At 62.4% G+C, this 16,027-nt stretch carries 16 protein-coding genes; 8 read left to right on the top strand and 8 right to left on the bottom strand.

Annotated elements, in window-relative coordinates:
• Positions 1–99: 99 nt before the first annotated feature.
• Positions 100–2,235, top strand: coding sequence for an RNA polymerase sigma factor RpoD (rpoD, locus tag I6F12_RS32455; RefSeq protein ID WP_036009578.1), 2,136 nt, complete (start codon positions 100–102; stop codon positions 2,233–2,235).
• A 398-nt stretch (positions 2,236–2,633) separates the two neighbouring features.
• Here the strand turns inward: rpoD and I6F12_RS32450 are convergent, their stop codons facing one another.
• From I6F12_RS32450 to I6F12_RS37390, 4 genes are all read right to left on the bottom strand, one after another.
• The gene (locus I6F12_RS32450; RefSeq protein ID WP_225158119.1) at positions 2,634–3,635 is read right to left on the bottom strand and encodes a transporter; all 1,002 of its coding nucleotides are present in this window, start codon (positions 3,633–3,635) and stop codon (positions 2,634–2,636) included.
• A gap of 236 nt (positions 3,636–3,871) precedes the next feature.
• Positions 3,872–5,302, bottom strand: coding sequence for a DUF1254 domain-containing protein (locus tag I6F12_RS32445; protein WP_036009581.1), 1,431 nt, complete (start codon positions 5,300–5,302; stop codon positions 3,872–3,874).
• An 81-nt stretch (positions 5,303–5,383) separates the two neighbouring features.
• Complete coding sequence (locus tag I6F12_RS32440; protein ID WP_225158085.1) at positions 5,384–6,142, bottom strand: hypothetical protein; 759 nt, start codon at positions 6,140–6,142, stop codon at positions 5,384–5,386.
• A gap of 64 nt (positions 6,143–6,206) precedes the next feature.
• Complete coding sequence (locus I6F12_RS37390; protein WP_225158084.1) at positions 6,207–6,593, bottom strand: AraC family transcriptional regulator; 387 nt, start codon at positions 6,591–6,593, stop codon at positions 6,207–6,209.
• A 284-nt stretch (positions 6,594–6,877) separates the two neighbouring features.
• Here I6F12_RS37390 and I6F12_RS32430 point away from each other — a divergent pair, with 284 nt between their 5' ends.
• The gene (locus I6F12_RS32430) at positions 6,878–7,879 is read left to right on the top strand and encodes an AraC family transcriptional regulator (protein WP_225158083.1); all 1,002 of its coding nucleotides are present in this window, start codon (positions 6,878–6,880) and stop codon (positions 7,877–7,879) included.
• Positions 7,880–8,272: 393 nt separating this feature from the next.
• Positions 8,273–8,650, top strand: a complete 378-nt coding sequence (locus I6F12_RS32425) for a DCC1-like thiol-disulfide oxidoreductase family protein (protein ID WP_109145269.1) — start codon at positions 8,273–8,275, stop codon at positions 8,648–8,650.
• An 18-nt stretch (positions 8,651–8,668) separates the two neighbouring features.
• Here the strand turns inward: I6F12_RS32425 and I6F12_RS32420 are convergent, their stop codons facing one another.
• The 3 genes from I6F12_RS32420 to I6F12_RS32410 all read right to left on the bottom strand — a co-directional run bounded on the left by I6F12_RS32420 (position 8,669) and on the right by I6F12_RS32410 (position 10,273).
• A complete protein-coding gene (locus tag I6F12_RS32420; RefSeq protein WP_036009587.1) occupies positions 8,669–8,905 on the bottom strand; it encodes a hypothetical protein in 237 nt (78 codons plus the stop codon).
• A 506-nt stretch (positions 8,906–9,411) separates the two neighbouring features.
• Complete coding sequence (locus I6F12_RS32415) at positions 9,412–9,750, bottom strand: hypothetical protein (protein ID WP_225134850.1); 339 nt, start codon at positions 9,748–9,750, stop codon at positions 9,412–9,414.
• Between the two features lie 16 nt (positions 9,751–9,766).
• Positions 9,767–10,273 (bottom strand): hypothetical protein, encoded by a 507-nt coding sequence (locus I6F12_RS32410; protein WP_109145267.1) that lies wholly within the window; start codon positions 10,271–10,273, stop codon positions 9,767–9,769.
• A 146-nt stretch (positions 10,274–10,419) separates the two neighbouring features.
• Between I6F12_RS32410 and I6F12_RS32405 the strand changes: the two genes are divergently transcribed.
• Positions 10,420–11,226, top strand: a complete 807-nt coding sequence (locus I6F12_RS32405; protein WP_036009593.1) for a lytic murein transglycosylase — start codon at positions 10,420–10,422, stop codon at positions 11,224–11,226.
• Between the two features lie 146 nt (positions 11,227–11,372).
• Here the strand turns inward: I6F12_RS32405 and I6F12_RS32400 are convergent, their stop codons facing one another.
• Positions 11,373–12,209, bottom strand: a complete 837-nt coding sequence (locus tag I6F12_RS32400; protein ID WP_225114061.1) for an SDR family NAD(P)-dependent oxidoreductase — start codon at positions 12,207–12,209, stop codon at positions 11,373–11,375.
• 122 nt (positions 12,210–12,331) lie between these two features.
• On the opposite strand from I6F12_RS32400, the gene I6F12_RS32395 reads away from it, so the two are divergent.
• From I6F12_RS32395 to I6F12_RS32380, 4 genes are all read left to right on the top strand, one after another.
• The gene (locus tag I6F12_RS32395) at positions 12,332–12,706 is read left to right on the top strand and encodes a response regulator (protein ID WP_225158082.1); all 375 of its coding nucleotides are present in this window, start codon (positions 12,332–12,334) and stop codon (positions 12,704–12,706) included.
• A 44-nt stretch (positions 12,707–12,750) separates the two neighbouring features.
• Entirely contained in the window at positions 12,751–13,362 is a 612-nt protein-coding gene (locus I6F12_RS32390; protein WP_225158081.1) for a LysE family translocator, read from the top strand.
• Between the two features lie 703 nt (positions 13,363–14,065).
• Positions 14,066–15,265 carry a GGDEF domain-containing protein gene (locus tag I6F12_RS32385; RefSeq protein ID WP_225158080.1) on the top strand — a complete coding sequence of 400 codons (1,200 nt, stop codon included), beginning with the start codon at positions 14,066–14,068 and terminating at the stop codon, positions 15,263–15,265.
• 33 nt (positions 15,266–15,298) lie between these two features.
• On the top strand, positions 15,299–15,925 hold the full coding sequence (locus I6F12_RS32380; protein WP_225158079.1) for an N-acetylmuramoyl-L-alanine amidase: 627 nt from the start codon (positions 15,299–15,301) through the stop codon (positions 15,923–15,925).
• Positions 15,926–16,027 lie beyond the last annotated feature (102 nt).

Raw genomic sequence — 16,027 nt, 5'->3', positions numbered from 1 at the left:
TCGAGAGCTGCCGAAGCGAGAGCGTCGAGCAACAGGTTCATGTGAATTCACGCGAAGGCGCGGCGGGCGTCTCGCATGAAGCGCGTTTAGGAGCAATGGATGGCCACCAAGGCAAAGACGCTGCAGGCGAAGGACAAGGAAAAAGACGACAAGGCAGCGGATGCGCCGGAGAAGGATTCCCAGGACGCGCCCTCGCCCTTGCTCGACCTGTCCGACGCCGCCGTGAAGAAGATGATCAAGCAGGCCAAGAAGCGCGGCTTCGTGACCTTCGATCAGCTCAACGAAGTCTTGCCGTCCGACCAGACCTCGCCCGAACAGATCGAGGACATCATGTCGATGCTCTCGGACATGGGCATCAACGTCACCGAAGCCGACGACACCGAAGGCGAGGAGGAGAAGGACGAGGGCGACGACGAGACCGATAACGAGCTCGTCGAGGTCACCCAGAAGGCCGTCACCGAGGTCAAGAAGAGCGAGCCGGGCGAGCGCACCGACGATCCCGTGCGCATGTATCTGCGCGAGATGGGCACGGTCGAGCTGCTCTCTCGCGAGGGCGAAATCGCGATTGCCAAGCGCATCGAGGCCGGCCGCGAGGCGATGATCGCGGGTCTCTGCGAAAGCCCGCTGACCTTCCAGGCCATCATCATCTGGCGCGACGAGCTCAACGAAGGCAAGATCTTCCTCCGCGACATCATCGATCTCGAAGCCACCTATGCCGGCCCGGATGCCAAGGGCGGCATGAACGCCGCGATGATCGCAGGACCCAATGGCGAGGGCGGCGAAGCCTCGGCCGAGGGCGGCGAAGCCACCGCGTCCGCCGCTGCGCCCGCGCATGTCGCGCCGCCTGCCGCGCCCCCGTCGCCGACGCCGTTCCGCGCCGCGCCTGCGGCCGCCCCCGAGGGCGAGGAGAAGGATCCGGGCGAGGCCGCCGCCGAGTCCGACATGGACGACGACGAGTTCGAGAACCAGATGTCGCTCGCGGCGATCGAGGCCGAGCTCAAGCCGAAGGTGGTCGAGATCTTCGATCGCATCGCCGACAGCTACAAGAAGCTGCGCAAGCTTCAGGAGCAGGACATCCAGAACCAGCTCCAGAACGAGTCGCTCTCGCCGCACCAGGAGCGCAAGTACAAGAAGCTGAAGGACGAGATCATCGTCGAGGTGAAGTCGCTGCGCCTCAACCAGGCCCGCATCGATAGCCTCGTCGAGCAGCTCTACGACATCAACAAACGCCTCGTCTCGCATGAGGGCCGCCTGATGCGCCTTGCCGACAGCCACGGTGTCGCCCGCGAGGATTTTCTGCGCAACTACACCGGCTCGGAGCTCGATCCGCGCTGGCTCAACCGCGTCTCGAAGCTGTCGGCCAAGGGCTGGAAGAACTTCGTCCACCACGAGAAGGACCGCATCAAGGACCTCCGCCACGAGGTGCATCAGCTCGCCGCGCTGACCGGCCTCGAGATCGTCGAGTTCCGCAAGATCGTGCACTCCGTGCAGAAGGGCGAGCGCGAGGCACGCCAGGCCAAGAAGGAGATGGTGGAAGCCAACCTCCGTCTCGTGATCTCGATCGCCAAGAAGTACACCAACCGCGGCCTGCAATTCCTCGACCTGATCCAGGAAGGCAACATCGGCCTGATGAAGGCGGTCGACAAGTTCGAGTACCGCCGCGGCTACAAGTTCTCGACCTACGCCACGTGGTGGATCCGGCAGGCAATAACCCGCTCGATCGCCGACCAGGCCCGCACCATCCGCATCCCCGTGCACATGATCGAGACGATCAACAAGATCGTGCGCACGAGCCGGCAGATGCTCAACGAGATCGGCCGCGAGCCGACCCCGGAAGAGCTCGCCGAAAAGCTCGGCATGCCCTTGGAGAAGGTCCGCAAGGTCCTCAAGATCGCCAAGGAGCCGCTGTCGCTGGAGACGCCCGTCGGTGACGAAGAGGATTCGCATCTCGGCGATTTCATCGAGGACAAGAACGCGATCCTGCCCATCGACGCCGCGATCCAGTCCAACCTGCGCGAGACCACCACGCGCGTCCTCGCCTCGCTCACCCCGCGCGAAGAGCGCGTCCTCCGCATGCGCTTCGGCATCGGTATGAACACCGACCACACGCTGGAAGAGGTGGGGCAGCAGTTCTCGGTGACGAGAGAGCGTATCCGCCAGATCGAAGCGAAGGCGCTGCGGAAGCTGAAGCATCCGTCAAGGTCGAGGAAGCTGCGGAGCTTCTTGGATAATTGATCCGATTTCAATCCGAACGAAAACGGCGGGCCAACAGCCCGCCGTTTTTCTTTGACTCGGCTCTCGCCCCGTCATTGCGAGGAGCGCTTGCGACGAAGCAATCCACCAGGCGATTGCCCTACCCATGTCCCATTCCATTCCAACAGCAACAAAAGTGCGGACGGTGCCCGACTTCCGAGATGGGCCGAAAGCGGAAGTGCCGGTCCGGGGGGCGACTTTCCTTCTTCAAAGCGCGGGATTTCGATGCAGGTAGATCTTCTCGACTACCTTCACGCCAGCTTTGTTCAGCAGGTGGAAGGTTCGAGGCTACGCAGATAACCAGCTCAGTTCGATATGTTCACGTGAGACGTTCGACCGACCCATGGTGTGTCGGCGAGATCGGCTAAGCGGCCACGCTGCTATTTTGTGATCCGCCGGGTTGACGCGACAGTTGTGGTCGGCGCTATCGGCGACATTGAGAACGTCAGCCAAGTGTTCCAGCCAGCCGGCCGATTCTCAGTGGCGAACTCGCCATATCCCTTCAGATTCAAATACCCCTGCATGTCGCCTATTGGAAATAGAAAGCCAATTTGCGGACCGACTGCGAAGACTCGGGACCGAAATCTGCCTAAAGCGGGATGCTGGCCAAAGTCATCAGTTATCTGCTGATAGGCATAACCAACGAGGCCGACGAAAGTTTGCTTTGACAGAAACTGCGAGGCTCCCCAGTCAACGTGAAGATCGATGCCGTTCTGGTACTGCGTATCCGGATTCTTGAAATTGTAGGTGAGGCCCGCCACCGCGGAAAACTCGTGGCCAGTTTGCGGATTGAAGTAGGTGTAGCCGGCGCCGCCGTCGATGGCGCCATGCCCGATGCCGAGATTGGCGAGACGGGACGAACTGTAAGCGCCGACGGGAACATCTCCGGTTACGTAGGTCATGAAGTTATGGACGCCTGCATTCCACTTGAGCGTCGCCTGCGGGTAGAGATCCCCGACTGACGTGATCGAGTCGCCGAAGCTGCCCGTGCGCGTCACGGCCAGGGGGCCGACAGTTGCGGTGAGCGTTCCTGCTAGATCAGCGCTCGATCGTCCGAACAGTCCTGTCACTCCGATGGCCAGTTGCCCGCCCAGCACGGGGGTTGCGAACGTGTATGTAGGATTGAGCAGGACGAGATCCCCCCGCCCATTCAGACGCAAGTTCAGATCGACGTTTACTGTTGCGGGGATTCTGCCGACGTGAATTTCCCTTGCGGCAGCCGCGGTGCCGAATGCACTTACGCTGGTGTGGTAGTAGACCGCTGCCATTGACCAGCCGGGGGCTTGAGGGGTGGCGGCAAGGCTGCTGAAGCGGCCAGGGAGCCAGTAGGAAACGCCACCTTCGTCGGCGTAAGCCGTGGCAGCAGGCACCGACAGCGTCATGACTGCCGAGGCAATGGCTGCATTCCTGAACGCAGAAGAGAGAGACGGCTTTGTCGCGCTCCGTCCAACGCGCTGTTTTCCTTTTCCAAGGTGAAGTGCCGACATCATGGCCTCCTGCATCGCGAATGCCGTGTCATTCGGCCCAGAAAACCCAAAGCGAGTACAGCGTGCTGTGGGGCATCTGGGAGCGGCCTAGCAATCATGCCGGCGCATGCGCGCCGGCATGATTGCCTGCTCTAGGCTCCGACTTTTCTGGCGGCCGGGACCGTCCATGTGCCGTTGATGATCGAGGGGTCCGTCTCCTGGGGCCAGTACATACGCAACATGAGGATGAAATCTCCCTCAGGCGCAGGTAGCCAGTTCGACTCCTTCTCTTTGCCGGGAGAGTCCTTCTGGATGTACAGATCAGTTGATCCGTCCGGATTCTCCTTCAAGTCTTCCCGAGCGCTGACGGAGTACCTGTTGAGCGGGTTCTTCACGAAGAAATAGCCGCTGTCGTACATCGTAAGCGACCAGAATCCCTCCGCTGGAGGCAAGTGACCTTTCGGAAATCGCATCACGTACTTGTTCGCGCCGCTGTACTTGTGACCGTCGGCGTCTTTTTGCGAGGTCGGATAGACGGCATCCTGCGGCCGGTTGGCACCAAGCCCGATCGCGGTTACCAAAGCCCGCATCAAATAGTCGGTGCCGTAGATGCCGGTCTTGGTCGTGAACGCGAACCCATTCTCGTCTTTGATGGCCTTGTTGATTTTGAACTGAAGCATGATCCGGTCGAACGACACCTCCGGCAGGCGCCTCAGAAAATCTGCCTTCAGCTTACTCTCATCAAAATCCTGCCCTGGGACGATGCCGATGCGGGCAAACTTCGCAAGTTGAGGCGCGTCCGCGGCGTATGGCGGATTAGTCTTCATGAGTTCGCAAAGCAGCTTGAAGTATGAGACCGCGTCCATGCGATTGACCTGCTCGCGGACCGCCGTCTTCATATCGATTGTTGGATCCACCTTCCCGGGGGCGGGCGTGTAGGCTTTGCCATAAGCGCTGAGCGGAACGAGCTTGCATTCGTCTTGCAACTTGTGCACCGCAGCGTAATCGTCCGCCGTGCCGGTGCAATAGATGCGGCCGAGCAGCCACACGATATTGGTGGCCGACTTGTACTCCTTGACACCCGCCGGCAGCGTGCCCTTCCAACCCGGCCCCGTGATCGCGTAGGTCTGCGCCCCGGTGCCGGTGGTGCGCTTACCTGGCACGTGAAACACGGTGGTCCAGCCGTCCAGCATCGGCATCAGGAAATAGCGGCCCTTCATGTCCGGAATGCTGAGTATCCAGGGCTCCTTTCCGACGTCGAAGAAGGATGTCGTGTACAAGGTGTCGGCATTCGGTGCCGTCACATCCCTGAAGGTGGCGTCGGGATACTGGCGCAGCTTGATGATGTGTCCCATCGGACCGCGCGTGCCGACGGGCTCGGCGACATTCGTGATGATCCGCCGGGTCATCTCCATCGTCACCAGCGGGTAGCCAAAGATGTAGGCGTCGCTGGCCAGCCAGAAATCCTCCAGGCCTTGTCCCACTCCGAAAAATGAATCCTGGGCAAGAGCCGGTCGTGTGGCGGCGGCTCCCGCGAGCAGCCCCATTCCGCCAAATGCAAGGGATCGACGGGTGATGTTCATCGCTAATCTCCTTCCTATAGAAAACCAGTCACGTGGATTCGCAGTTCACGCCTTTGCAACGGAGCCACTCGGGCGAACGGCTCAATAGCAGGGCGGATAGGGGTAGTAGCCGCAGCGCGGTGAGTAATAGGGATACGCCGCAGCCCCGGCCACAGCAGCGGCTCCTGCCACGGCAGCGCCGCGGTAGAACGCTCCGCGCCAGGCGGTGCGGCGAGCGACGCCGGCGAAAGACAACGGCGTCAACGGACGGCCAATGATATCGATAAAGACAGATGCCGGCCCGTCCGCCCCGGCGAGATCACCTTCGAGGATATCGACGTCGAACGTCAGCTTATCACCTTCAAACTTGGGGGATTTCAACACGACGACGGCATCCAACACCGACGATCCTTCTTTCTTGAATCCTGACACCGTGGCGTTGGGCGGGTCTTTAGCGAAGTTGTCGCTGCCATGGCCCCAGTCCTCGACAATCCGGGAGGTCAGATCATGCCCGGCGGCACGAACCGGTCGGTCGGCAAACACAATCGCATTCGGAGAAACGCCGCTTAGCACCAGCTTACCCTCTTTCAGGCTCACCCCGCGCGAGTTGAGGACAAAAAGCGATGGGACCACTTCCGGCTTGGCCTGACCAATCGATTTCTCAAGCGGAATGTGCGGCTTGGGTTCGGCCGAAGATTGAGCAAGGAGCTTGTGCGGAATTACCACTAAGCCAGCGGCGCAGACCGCGATCAAGGCCAGGCGGATTGTCATAGCGGTCTTCTCCTTTGCAGGCTGGTTGTTTTCCTCGAGCAGCACGTGAGCAATTCGGAAGCGATAAACCGTCGCTAGTGCCGGCGGCATCTCTGCATTTCGCGCCAAATCACGCGGCGCGTCTTGCCATTTCGCGCCAATCGTCAGGAATCATTCAGCGGCTAGTAGTGCGAGAACGTCGGCGGACAAGCGACCGATCATGCTCGCGGCCACGTTGCTGTCGCCGATAAACGATAGGTTGAATTTTCATCAAACGCACGAAAGCGCGGCTGAAGCTGCTCGCGTTCGTGTATCCGAGAAATTCTGCAATATCCGACAAGCGCTTACTCGTATCGGCCAGCATGCGGCACGCAATCTCTAGTCGGACTTCGTCGAGCATCTTGCTGTGGCTCGTGCCCATGCGTTCGAGATGACGCTGCAATGTGCGCCCACTAATTCTGAGCGCATGCGCTGTGCTATCAAGGGTTGCGTCACCGTGCCGCAGTGATGCAACGATGGCGGCGCGGACCGCCGTGGATGAAGGCAAGCGGACGGCTCTCATCGTTTGGCGGCAGGCCTGAAGCCCATGCTCCCACAGTGAAAAATCAGTCCATGGGACTAGGGGAAGCTGAAAGGCCCATCTGGCCATCGGGCGCCAAAACTTTCGTCGAATGGAATGAGGTGGGACTGAGATCCTCTGGAGGCATTGCCAGACGACAAAAACAAGCAAAGAGCCTTGCAGTCCTGATAATCTAAGCGCGTGACAGGCGTCAGCTCTCCCCGGGTAGGGAGCTGTCGTCCTGCGACGCCGCTCGTGCGCTGAATTTTAGTGATCGAGACGCACCAATGCCAAAGATTCATTTGACGCGTTGTCAGCACCTCAGTCCCTTCGCTGACATTCTGGAGAATCTCGGCGCGCCAACCGCTTCTTTACTGGAAAAATATCGGCTGCCCGCTTCTCTGGAGGAAAAAGCCGATCATTACGTGCCGATTTTGCCTGCGATCGAATTTGCGGAGTTTGCCAGCCGGTCGCAAGGTATTGAAGATTTTGGATTCCACGCTGCCAAGTCGCTCAATTTCGCGCACCTTAGTGAGAAGACCAGGTATCTAATCAGTCATTCCCCGACTTTGCTCGTCGCGCTGCACCAGGCCTGTAGATTGGCTTCGCTCGAAGATTCAAACTTGACCAACTGGGTCGAGCGCCACGGCGACCATGTTCGCTATTGCAGCAAGCTAGCCGGCACTGCCGGACTTCAGCATCTCGAGCATTCACAATGGCTTCAGAACGTTTTCCCGATTTACATCGTCCGGCAATTCGCCGGGCCGGACTGGGCACCGGCAACTATCGCCTTTGAGGCGCGGTACACGCCGGGTCCGGCATGTCGGTCTTTCTGGCCGACGTCCCGCTTCCTGTCTGGTCAAGAAGCTTCGTGGATCGACGTACCTGTTTCATTGCTGGGCCTTCCTAACAGATTGAAGCAAGCTCCTTCTCATCCGAAGAGCGACTTTGTCGAACATTCGAACTTTGACTTTATCCACGCACTTAAGCTGATGCTGCCATCCTACATGGACGAGCGGCCTCCGGCGCTGGCGGAAGTCGCGGAGATGGCGGGGGTCAGCGCACGCAGCCTTCAACGCAAGCTATCTCGCGCCGGGATGACATATTCGCGGCTGTTGGATACCGTGAGGTTTGAAAATGCCAGAAAGCTTTTGCGAGATACGGATTCCAAGATCATCGAGATTGCGTTTGCTTCGGGCTACGCAGATCCCGCCCATTTTACCCGTGCATTCCGCCGGGTTGCAGGCGTGACGCCCGGCCAATTCCGCGAGCAATGGAGGGCTCGATAGTCGAGTTGTCATTCGCTGCATCATGTCCGCTTCGGGGGCACAATGCGAAGAACTCAAGTTGAGCAAATCAGGTCTGCTCTGCCGCCCATCCCCACAGACGCATCTCTGGATTGCTTCGCTGCGCTCGCAATGACGGGGATAGGGCCGAACCCTGCTTCTTCTTCGCCTCCTTTCAATCCGCTCGATCTCCAGCGCCGACCTCCCGCTCTTTTACGCGACTCTCGATCCTGCTCCCAATGAGGTTGCGCGCGGCTCGCCGCCGTCGAGGCTGCCGCGCAATTCGGCGGGCCGAGGTCGGGTCGTCCTTCTTTGTGCCTTTGTATCGGCAGCTTCAGCCGAAGGCGTTTATCTGGCTTTCTCTCGGACTATAATTCCGACGAGAAAGGCTCATTGATGCCACCCCACCTCACCGTCTACTACAACACCCGCTGCCCCGTCTGCGACGCCGGCATTGACTGGCAGCGCAACAAGCTGCTGGCGCTGGTGCGCGCGGGCACCGTCGAGTTCAGGGACATCAACGAGCAGCCTGATGCACTGGCGCACTTTGGCGCTTCGCTCGACGACATCAGGCGGCGCCTGCACGCGACGGATGAGGCCGGGCGGCTCGTCGTCGGCGCTGATGTCGCGATTGCGCTGTGGCGGTTGACGCCGGGGCAGGGGTGGCTTGCGGTGCTGTTCGGCAATCGCGTGGCGCTGCCGGTCACGCGGTTTGCCTATGACCGGTTTGCCGATCTGCTATTTGCCTGGAATAAATGGAGCGGGCGCTGGTGAACGCCCCGCTGTGCCCGCCTACTTCTTCTTCGCTCCCACCCGCTCGATCCGCTTGATCTCCAGCGCCGGGCGGCCGCTCTTTTCCGCGATCTCGCGGTCCTGTTCCATGATGAAGTTGCGGGCGGGTTCGTCGCCGTCGAGGCCGCCGAGCAGTTCGGAAGGGACGCGGCGGTTGGAGCGTTGGGAATCGTCTTCGTAGACGACGTTGAAGAAGGCGAATTCGCCTTTGGGGTTGGTTCCGGGTTTTTTGGCCATGGCGGCTTGTCCTCGATCAGGACGCCGCAGTCAAATGACTTTCGGGATTGTGACCTTCGCGATCGTCGCCACGCCCTTCAATAAACGGCGGGCCGAAGCCCGCCGTTTATCTTTTCAGCGTCGCCCGGGGCTGGCAGGGCGACAACCTAAAATAGAAGGCTATAGAAGGCGCGCCGCGATGGCAAGGTAAATCGTCGCGCGACGATGTCGCAGCAGGCGCATCAGATATGCAGCTGATGGATATCGCGATTTCCCACAATTTCGAAAATCAGATGCTTTGGATCCTCGAAGTACTTTGTTCATCTTGCTGCGCTCTCGGAAGGCAACGAGAGCGCGCGGGCGTCAGCGTCTGGAGTCTTGCGATGTTGGCACCATACCACTGTTTTGCCCGACGGTCAACGTAGATTCGGAAAAATCGCAAAGATCACATCAAGACTTCTACTGTGCATGGGGTTGTTTTTGCGGTTTTGTTTCGGCGCCGACGCGCACGCTTCGCGCTGCGCGCCTCAATCCCGCCGGCGGTGCACCACCTCCTGCACGGCGAGCCGCGATCCCCGTCCGCCGCCTTTGTTGCTACGCTCCTTGCGTCCCTGCGCCATGATCGCGCTGCCCATCGCGGCCGAGCCGAAGGTGATGAGGAAGGAAGCGAGCAGCAGCACGAGCGCAATGGCAGGTGCGCGGTCGGCGAAGATCAGCTCCCGCAGATGCCCGGGATTGAGCCAGAGCAGGCCGCCGACCAATAGCACGGCGGCGCAGGCGCCGATCGCGAGATTGATGGCGAGCAGGCGAAATAGCGGGATGCGGAGGAGCGAGCGGGTTGATGGAGGCTGCTGGCGATTGGGCATGGCGATGACGTTCCCCTCACGCCGCCGGCGCGGCGCGCGCGGCCTGCTGTCGCTCCATCATGGTCTGCCACAACGTCGCGATGCTCTGTTGCGTCTGCGGCGCGATCAGGCAATGGCCCTCATTGTCGAAGCCGCAGAACCGCACGGAAGCGTCCTTCTTCACCTCGGTTAGCGCCTGGTTGATCATCTCGAGACACGTCATGACCTCGCTGACGTCCGAGAGGCGCGTGTGATGCAGGAGGTCCATCAGGCGGAACGTCATCACCGCGGGGCGGCCGAAGCTGATGCCGGGGCGGCCGAGCTCGAACAGCACGTTCACGGCCGGAAGCGCGCCGCGGATGTGCTCGAGCACGCCGGCCATGTCTTCCACGCTGCAGGCGACGAGGTGGGGGACTTGCGGCGGCGCGGCCGCCGGCGTCCGTGGCGCAAGGCCGAGCGCGGCGATCACCTCCTGCTCGATCCATTGCCGCACTGGTGCTGGCGCATTGCGGATCTGCTCGGCGCTCAAGGTTATTCCGGTCATGTGTGGTTCTCCTGCTCGGCTCAGTCTAGAAAGCACGGCGTGAGACGGTTTGATGCGGATCAAGCCTTGTGCTTTGACGCTCACGGCGTTCCCGGGCATGATCCGCGCGCTGCTTCGCACTGGAATTCTCTGGGGGATTGCTCCACATGCCGAGACTGCTTCTCGCTGCCGCCTTCGTCTTGTCTTTGGCCGGCGGATCGGCGCAGGCCGCCCGCTGCGGCGGCGACTTCAACGGCTTCATCGCCAGCATGGCGCAGGAGGCTCAAGCCGCCGGCGTCTCGGCGAGCGTGACCAATGCGGCGCTCGGCGGCGTTGCGCCCGACCCTGCGGTTCTCGCCTTCGACCGGCGCCAGCGCTACACCTTCAACAAGACCTTCGAGCAGTACGTCTCGACCCGGGTCGGCCCCGGCCGCGTCAATGGCGGGCGCGCGATGCTGCAGCGGCATGCCGCGCTGCTGTCGCGCATCGAGCAGAAGTTCGGCGTGCCCCGCTATATCCTGGTCGCGATCTGGGGGCTGGAGAGCGATTTCGGCAAGGGCGACACCGGCAAGCTGCCGGTGGTCCGCACGCTGGCGACGCTCGCGCATGATTGCCGCCGCACCGATCTGTTCCAGGGCGAGCTGCTCGCGGCGCTCAAGATCGTGCAGCGCGGCGACCTGCAGCTGCGCGACATGATCGGCGCCTATGCCGGCGAGATCGGCCAGACCCAGTTCCTGCCATCGTCCTACATCAAGTACGGCGTCGATTTCGACGGCGACGGCCATGTCGACCTCCGCCACAGCATCCCCGACGTGCTCGCCTCGACCGCGAACCTCTTGCACACGAGCGGCTTCAAGATGGGCCAGCCTTATGGCGAGGGAACGCCGAACTTCGAGGCGATGCGCGAGTGGAACAGGGCGGTGGTGTACCGCAAGACCATCGGCTATTTCGCCGATCGGCTGATGGGGCAGTGACCACATCATCGGTGTCATCACCCGCGAAGGCGGGTGATCCAGTATTCCAGAGACGGCGCGGCTAGAGCCGAGAAGCCACGGCGTACTGGATTCCCCGCCTTCGCGGGGAATGACAGCGGTGGGTGTGGACGCCGTTGCGCTCCTGGCTACTTTTCTATCCCCTTCGCCATCTTCTCCAGCCGCCGCTGCAGCGGCGCCCAATAGGTTCCCGGACGGAAGCGCTGCAGCAGGTCCATGAAGCGGGCGTCGTTGCCGATCAGGATGCGCGGCTCGTTGCGCTCGATGCCCCTGATGATGCGCAGTGCCGCGTCCTTCGGCGAGGTCTTCGCCGCGTTCTCGAACCGTTCGATCGATTGCGCGCGCCGGGCATTGTCGGTGACGCCGACGCCGGTGCGGGCGTTGCGCGCGATCGCGGTGGCGATGCCGCCGGGATGCACGACCGACAGCTTCACCGGGCTGCCCGCGACGCTGAGCTCGTGCCGGACGCTCTCCGAGAAGCCGCGCACCGCGAACTTCGCCGCGGCATAGGCCGATTGGCCCGGCGGGGCGATGATGCCGAAGATCGAGGAGAGGTTGACGATGTGGGCCTCGCTCATCGTCTTCAGGTGCGGCAGGAAGGCGCGTGTGCCGTGCACCACGCCCCAGAAATTGATGTCGAACAGCCAGTCCATCTGGGCCTGGTCGATCTCCTCGAATGTGCCCATCAGCGCAACGCCGGCATTGTTGACGACGATGCCGAGGGAAGGATGCGCGGCGATGGCCTCGCTCGCGAACTGCGCGATGTCGCCGGCCTCGCCGACGTCGACGCGGTGCAGGCTGACCTTGCGCGTTGTTCCGATCTCCGCCGCGAGCGCCTTCAATCCACCCTCGTCGCGATCGGCCAGTGCGAGGTCGCAGCCGCGTTGCGCGAGCTCGATCGCCAGCGCCCGGCCGATGCCGCTCGCGGCTCCCGTGATGGCGGCAGCGCCGCGAATCGTAGTCATGATGTTCCCCGTCAAGCCCCTGATGCGGGAACTATGCTTTACATTTTTTCAGAATGGAACCGAACCGTAGCCGGCCTCGGTTTTTAACATTCGTTATGGAGAGCATGCATTGGGAGCCGCCGATGGGACAAGCGACGCCATTACGCGCGACAGCGCTGATCGTTGAAGATGACGCCATGCAGCGGGAGATGCTTTGCGTCCTGCTGGAAGAGAGCGGCTACCAGGTCATCCAGTGCGAAAGCGCCGAGGCCGCCGAGCGCGTCCTCGACAAGAACGCCGGCGCGCTCTGTCTGATGCTGACCGACGTCCAGCTGGCCGGCCGCATGAACGGCGTCGAGCTCGCCCATCTCGCCAAGGACCGCAATCCGAAGCTCGACGTCGTCGTCACCTCGGGCCGGCCCTTGAAGCAGGCCCTGCCCGACGGCGCCAAGTTCTGGGCCAAGCCCTGGGCGCCGCTCGACGTGCTGCGCGAGGCCGAGATCGCTCAGCTCTCCTGACGCGCCCGCTTTCTCGCAGCGCGCTGCGGTGATAAGGTCGGCCCATGACCTGGTCCTTCCTGCTCACCTCGCTCATCGTCGTCGCTTCCCCCGGCACCGGCGTGCTCTACACGCTGGCTGCGGCGCTGACCCGCGGTTCGCGCGCCAGCGTGGCGGCCGCCTTCGGCTGCACGCTCGGCATCGTGCCGCACATGGCGGCGGCGATGCTCGGTCTTGCCGCCGTGCTCCACACCAGCGCGCTTGCCTTCGCCGCGCTGAAATGGTGCGGCGTCGCCTATCTGCTCTACATGTCCTGGCAGGCTCTGCGCGAGACCGGGGCGCTGGCGGTTGGGGGCGAGATCAGGGAAAGATCGAGCAGCCGCGTCATCGTCACCGGCTTCCTGATCAACATCCTCAACCCAAAACTGTCGATCTTCTTTCTCGCCTTCCTGCCGCAATTCATCGCGGCGGACGAGGCCCATGTGCTGGCGCGCATGCTGGAATTGAGCGGCGCCTTCATGGCGATGACGTTCGCGGTGTTCGTCCTCTACGGCTTCTGCGCCGCCGCGGTGCGCGAGCGCGTCATCTCCCGCCCGGCCGTCATCGCCTGGCTGCGCCGCTCCTTTGCCGCCGGCTTCGCCGCGCTCGGCGCCAAGCTGGCGTTGTCGGAAAGGTAGGTCTTCGTCACCTCTCGAAAGGTCTCGTCATGCCGGGGCTTGTCCCGGGCATCCACGCTCTTCGGACTGTGCGGCAAGGCGTGGATGGCCGGGACAAGCCCGGCCATGACGCTGTTAGAGCGGGTACACTTCGAACTCTCGCACAATAAAAAAGCGGGCCTTGCGCCCGCCACCTTCGATCGACCCGACGCCCGGGCGGAGCTCACTCCACCCGGGCAAAGAAACAGAAGCCTCGTTACTTCTTCTTCGCCTTCTTGGCCTTTTTCGCCTTCTTCTTCGCCGCCTTCTTCGCTTTCTTAGCCATAGTATCCTCTCAAGGGTTAATGGTGGAACGCGACACGAGGGTGCTCGGCGGAGGGCCAGCCTCGCAACATCCTCGACGACAAACTCAGCAGATTCGGAGCCGGCTGCCCCGCGTCGTCACATCCGTGTCATCCTGTTATCCACAGCTCAGATGCACTTTCGGGTGATTTTTGGCGCGAATCCGCTCCACGCGTCAGGCCATCGGGCGCGACAGCCTTAACGATCCGGCAATAGCCGCGTGCCGTTCATGAATCCAAAACCAAGGGCGCGTTTTCGCGAGCCGCAGTGAGACTCCATTAAGCGCAACCATCGCATTGTCTTCCGCAAGAAAACGGGGATGGGTCATGGACGGACGGCTGCCGGGATCGGGGGGCGGGACGCTGCGCGTGCTGTACGCGTCATGCTGAACGTACCGACATTGTGGACGGTCTTCGTCGTCAACTTCCTGGCGCTCGGCGTGATCTGGGCCTACGTGACGCGTTCCTATCCGAATTTCGCGGCTGCGCGGTTCTGGATGGCATCGGCCTTCGTCGGTGCCGCCGGCGCGATGACGGCCTTGATCCGTCTGTTCGTCGCCTCTCCCCTGCCGCTGCTGCTCGGCGCCGGCGGTGTCATCGCTGCGAGCTGCCTTGCCGCCATGGGAATTCAGCGCTTCTACGACCGGCCGGTCTCGTGGCGCCTGATGACCGCGACGGGGTGCTTGAGCCTTGTCGGCGTCGTGCTCTTCATGGTCGGATTCGAGCACATGCAGCTGCGCATGCTCAGCTACACGTTCGGTCAGGCCCTGCCGCTGATGCTGGCGCTGCGTCTGTTGTTGTCGCGGGAAGGCCGCGTCAGTCCGGGCGCCAAGCTGTCCGGCATCGTCATCCTCAGCATCATCGCGATCCTGCTCGTGCGCACCGTGGGCAATCTGCTCGGCTACGATCTCTCGGCGCGCGCCGGCGGCCAGGCCCATGCGATCATGGTGCTCGGGCTGCTGTTCCTGTCGATGACGCTCAATTTCGGTTTCCTGCTGATGGCGATGGACCGGTTGCGGGGCGAGGTTGCCGACCTCGCGTTGCTCGACGATCTCACCGGCGTTGCCAACCGGCGGCATCTCTTGCAGCGCCTGACCGAGGAATGCGCCCGTTCGGGGCGCAGCGGTGAGCCGTTCTCGCTGCTGCTGATCGACCTCGACGGCTTCAAGACCATCAACGACACCCATGGCCATGCCGCCGGCGACGCCTGCCTCAAGCACTTCACCCTGATGGCGCAGACGCGCCTGCGGCCCGGCGACATGCTCGCCCGCACCGGTGGCGACGAGTTCTGCATCGTGCTGCCGTCCTCGTCGCTGCGCGAGGCTGCCGCGATCGCCCGCCGAGTGCTTGAGGTCTGCCGGCAGGATGCCGTCAGCTGCAGCGGCCGCGACATTCCGATCGCGATCTCGATCGGGGTTGCGGAGTGGGATCGCGGCATCGGGGAATTCCCGGACCGCCTGATGGCCAATGCCGACCATGCCCTCTATGCCGCCAAGAAGAACGGCAAGAACGATTTTGCGGTCTATGACCCCACTCCGCCGTTATCGCCCGAGTCTGTCGGAACGGTGAGGACATTCGCGTAAAGCCTGTTAGGCTTGGGTCGCATTGGACCCCGCATGATGATATTTCGCCTGCTCGCGGCCACGTTGGCCGCTCTCCTTCCGATCGTCCCCGCAGCGGCCACGGATGCCGAGCTCGCCAAGCTCGCGCGCGCCTCCGGCACGCCCGACATCCCCGGCTTGAAGATCGTCTGGCTGGCGCCGTGGGGCGAGCTCGCTAGCGCAAGACCCTGGCGCAACATCATCGTGCACCAGACCGAGGGACCTGCGGGCTCTGCCCGCGGCGGCGCGCAGGCCCAGGCGAAGAACCCGACGCGGCGCGGCGTCACGGTCTGGGTCGAGACCGACGGCACGGTCTATTGGGCGGTCGCCGAGAACCTCGTGCCGACCCACGGCGACGGCGCCAACCGCAACGACAACAAGTACATCGACAACCGTCCGACCTACCGCCAGGTGGTGCGCGACAATTCGATCGGCGTCGAGTTCGCCGGCAATTATCCCGACGTGACGGCGGGGCCGACCGAGGCACAGGTCGCGGCGTGGAAGATCCTCGTGAAAGTGCTGCGCGCGCGCTACGACATCCCGCTCGAGCGGGTCTACGCGCACAACTGGATCGACTACAAGGACGCCCGCTATTGCGAAGGCTGCACGCTCGCGACGATGGCAAGGCAATGGGGGGAGTAGGCGGTGTGCCCACACGCACCGCTATCGGGCGCAGTTCGCATCACACCAACAAAAAAGCCGGCGTTGCCGCCGGCTTTTCGTCTCTTTCGATCCGCCAATCTC

The organism is Bradyrhizobium sp. IC4059 (assembly GCF_020193615.1).
GTDB lineage: Bacteria > Pseudomonadota > Alphaproteobacteria > Rhizobiales > Xanthobacteraceae > Bradyrhizobium > Bradyrhizobium yuanmingense.
Note: the sequence above shows the minus strand (reverse complement) of the source record. Positions and strands in the feature narration are given on the sequence as shown.

Bases quoted from the DNA above. Each gene is read 5' to 3' on its own strand.
- rpoD (WP_036009578.1), top strand. From the start codon at position 100: ATGGCCACCAAGGCAAAGACGCTGCAGGCGAAGGACAAGGAAAAAGAC.
- I6F12_RS32450 (WP_225158119.1), bottom strand. From the start codon at position 3,635: ATGACGCTGTCGGTGCCTGCTGCCACGGCTTACGCCGACGAAGGTGGC.
- I6F12_RS32445 (WP_036009581.1), bottom strand. From the start codon at position 5,302: ATGAACATCACCCGTCGATCCCTTGCATTTGGCGGAATGGGGCTGCTC.
- I6F12_RS32440 (WP_225158085.1), bottom strand. From the start codon at position 6,142: ATGCCGCCGGCACTAGCGACGGTTTATCGCTTCCGAATTGCTCACGTG.
- I6F12_RS37390 (WP_225158084.1), bottom strand. From the start codon at position 6,593: ATGAGAGCCGTCCGCTTGCCTTCATCCACGGCGGTCCGCGCCGCCATC.
- I6F12_RS32430 (WP_225158083.1), top strand. From the start codon at position 6,878: ATGCCAAAGATTCATTTGACGCGTTGTCAGCACCTCAGTCCCTTCGCT.
- I6F12_RS32425 (WP_109145269.1), top strand. From the start codon at position 8,273: ATGCCACCCCACCTCACCGTCTACTACAACACCCGCTGCCCCGTCTGC.
- I6F12_RS32420 (WP_036009587.1), bottom strand. From the start codon at position 8,905: ATGGCCAAAAAACCCGGAACCAACCCCAAAGGCGAATTCGCCTTCTTC.
- I6F12_RS32415 (WP_225134850.1), bottom strand. From the start codon at position 9,750: ATGCCCAATCGCCAGCAGCCTCCATCAACCCGCTCGCTCCTCCGCATC.
- I6F12_RS32410 (WP_109145267.1), bottom strand. From the start codon at position 10,273: ATGACCGGAATAACCTTGAGCGCCGAGCAGATCCGCAATGCGCCAGCA.
- I6F12_RS32405 (WP_036009593.1), top strand. From the start codon at position 10,420: ATGCCGAGACTGCTTCTCGCTGCCGCCTTCGTCTTGTCTTTGGCCGGC.
- I6F12_RS32400 (WP_225114061.1), bottom strand. From the start codon at position 12,209: ATGACTACGATTCGCGGCGCTGCCGCCATCACGGGAGCCGCGAGCGGC.
- I6F12_RS32395 (WP_225158082.1), top strand. From the start codon at position 12,332: ATGGGACAAGCGACGCCATTACGCGCGACAGCGCTGATCGTTGAAGAT.
- I6F12_RS32390 (WP_225158081.1), top strand. From the start codon at position 12,751: ATGACCTGGTCCTTCCTGCTCACCTCGCTCATCGTCGTCGCTTCCCCC.
- I6F12_RS32385 (WP_225158080.1), top strand. From the start codon at position 14,066: ATGCTGAACGTACCGACATTGTGGACGGTCTTCGTCGTCAACTTCCTG.
- I6F12_RS32380 (WP_225158079.1), top strand. From the start codon at position 15,299: ATGATGATATTTCGCCTGCTCGCGGCCACGTTGGCCGCTCTCCTTCCG.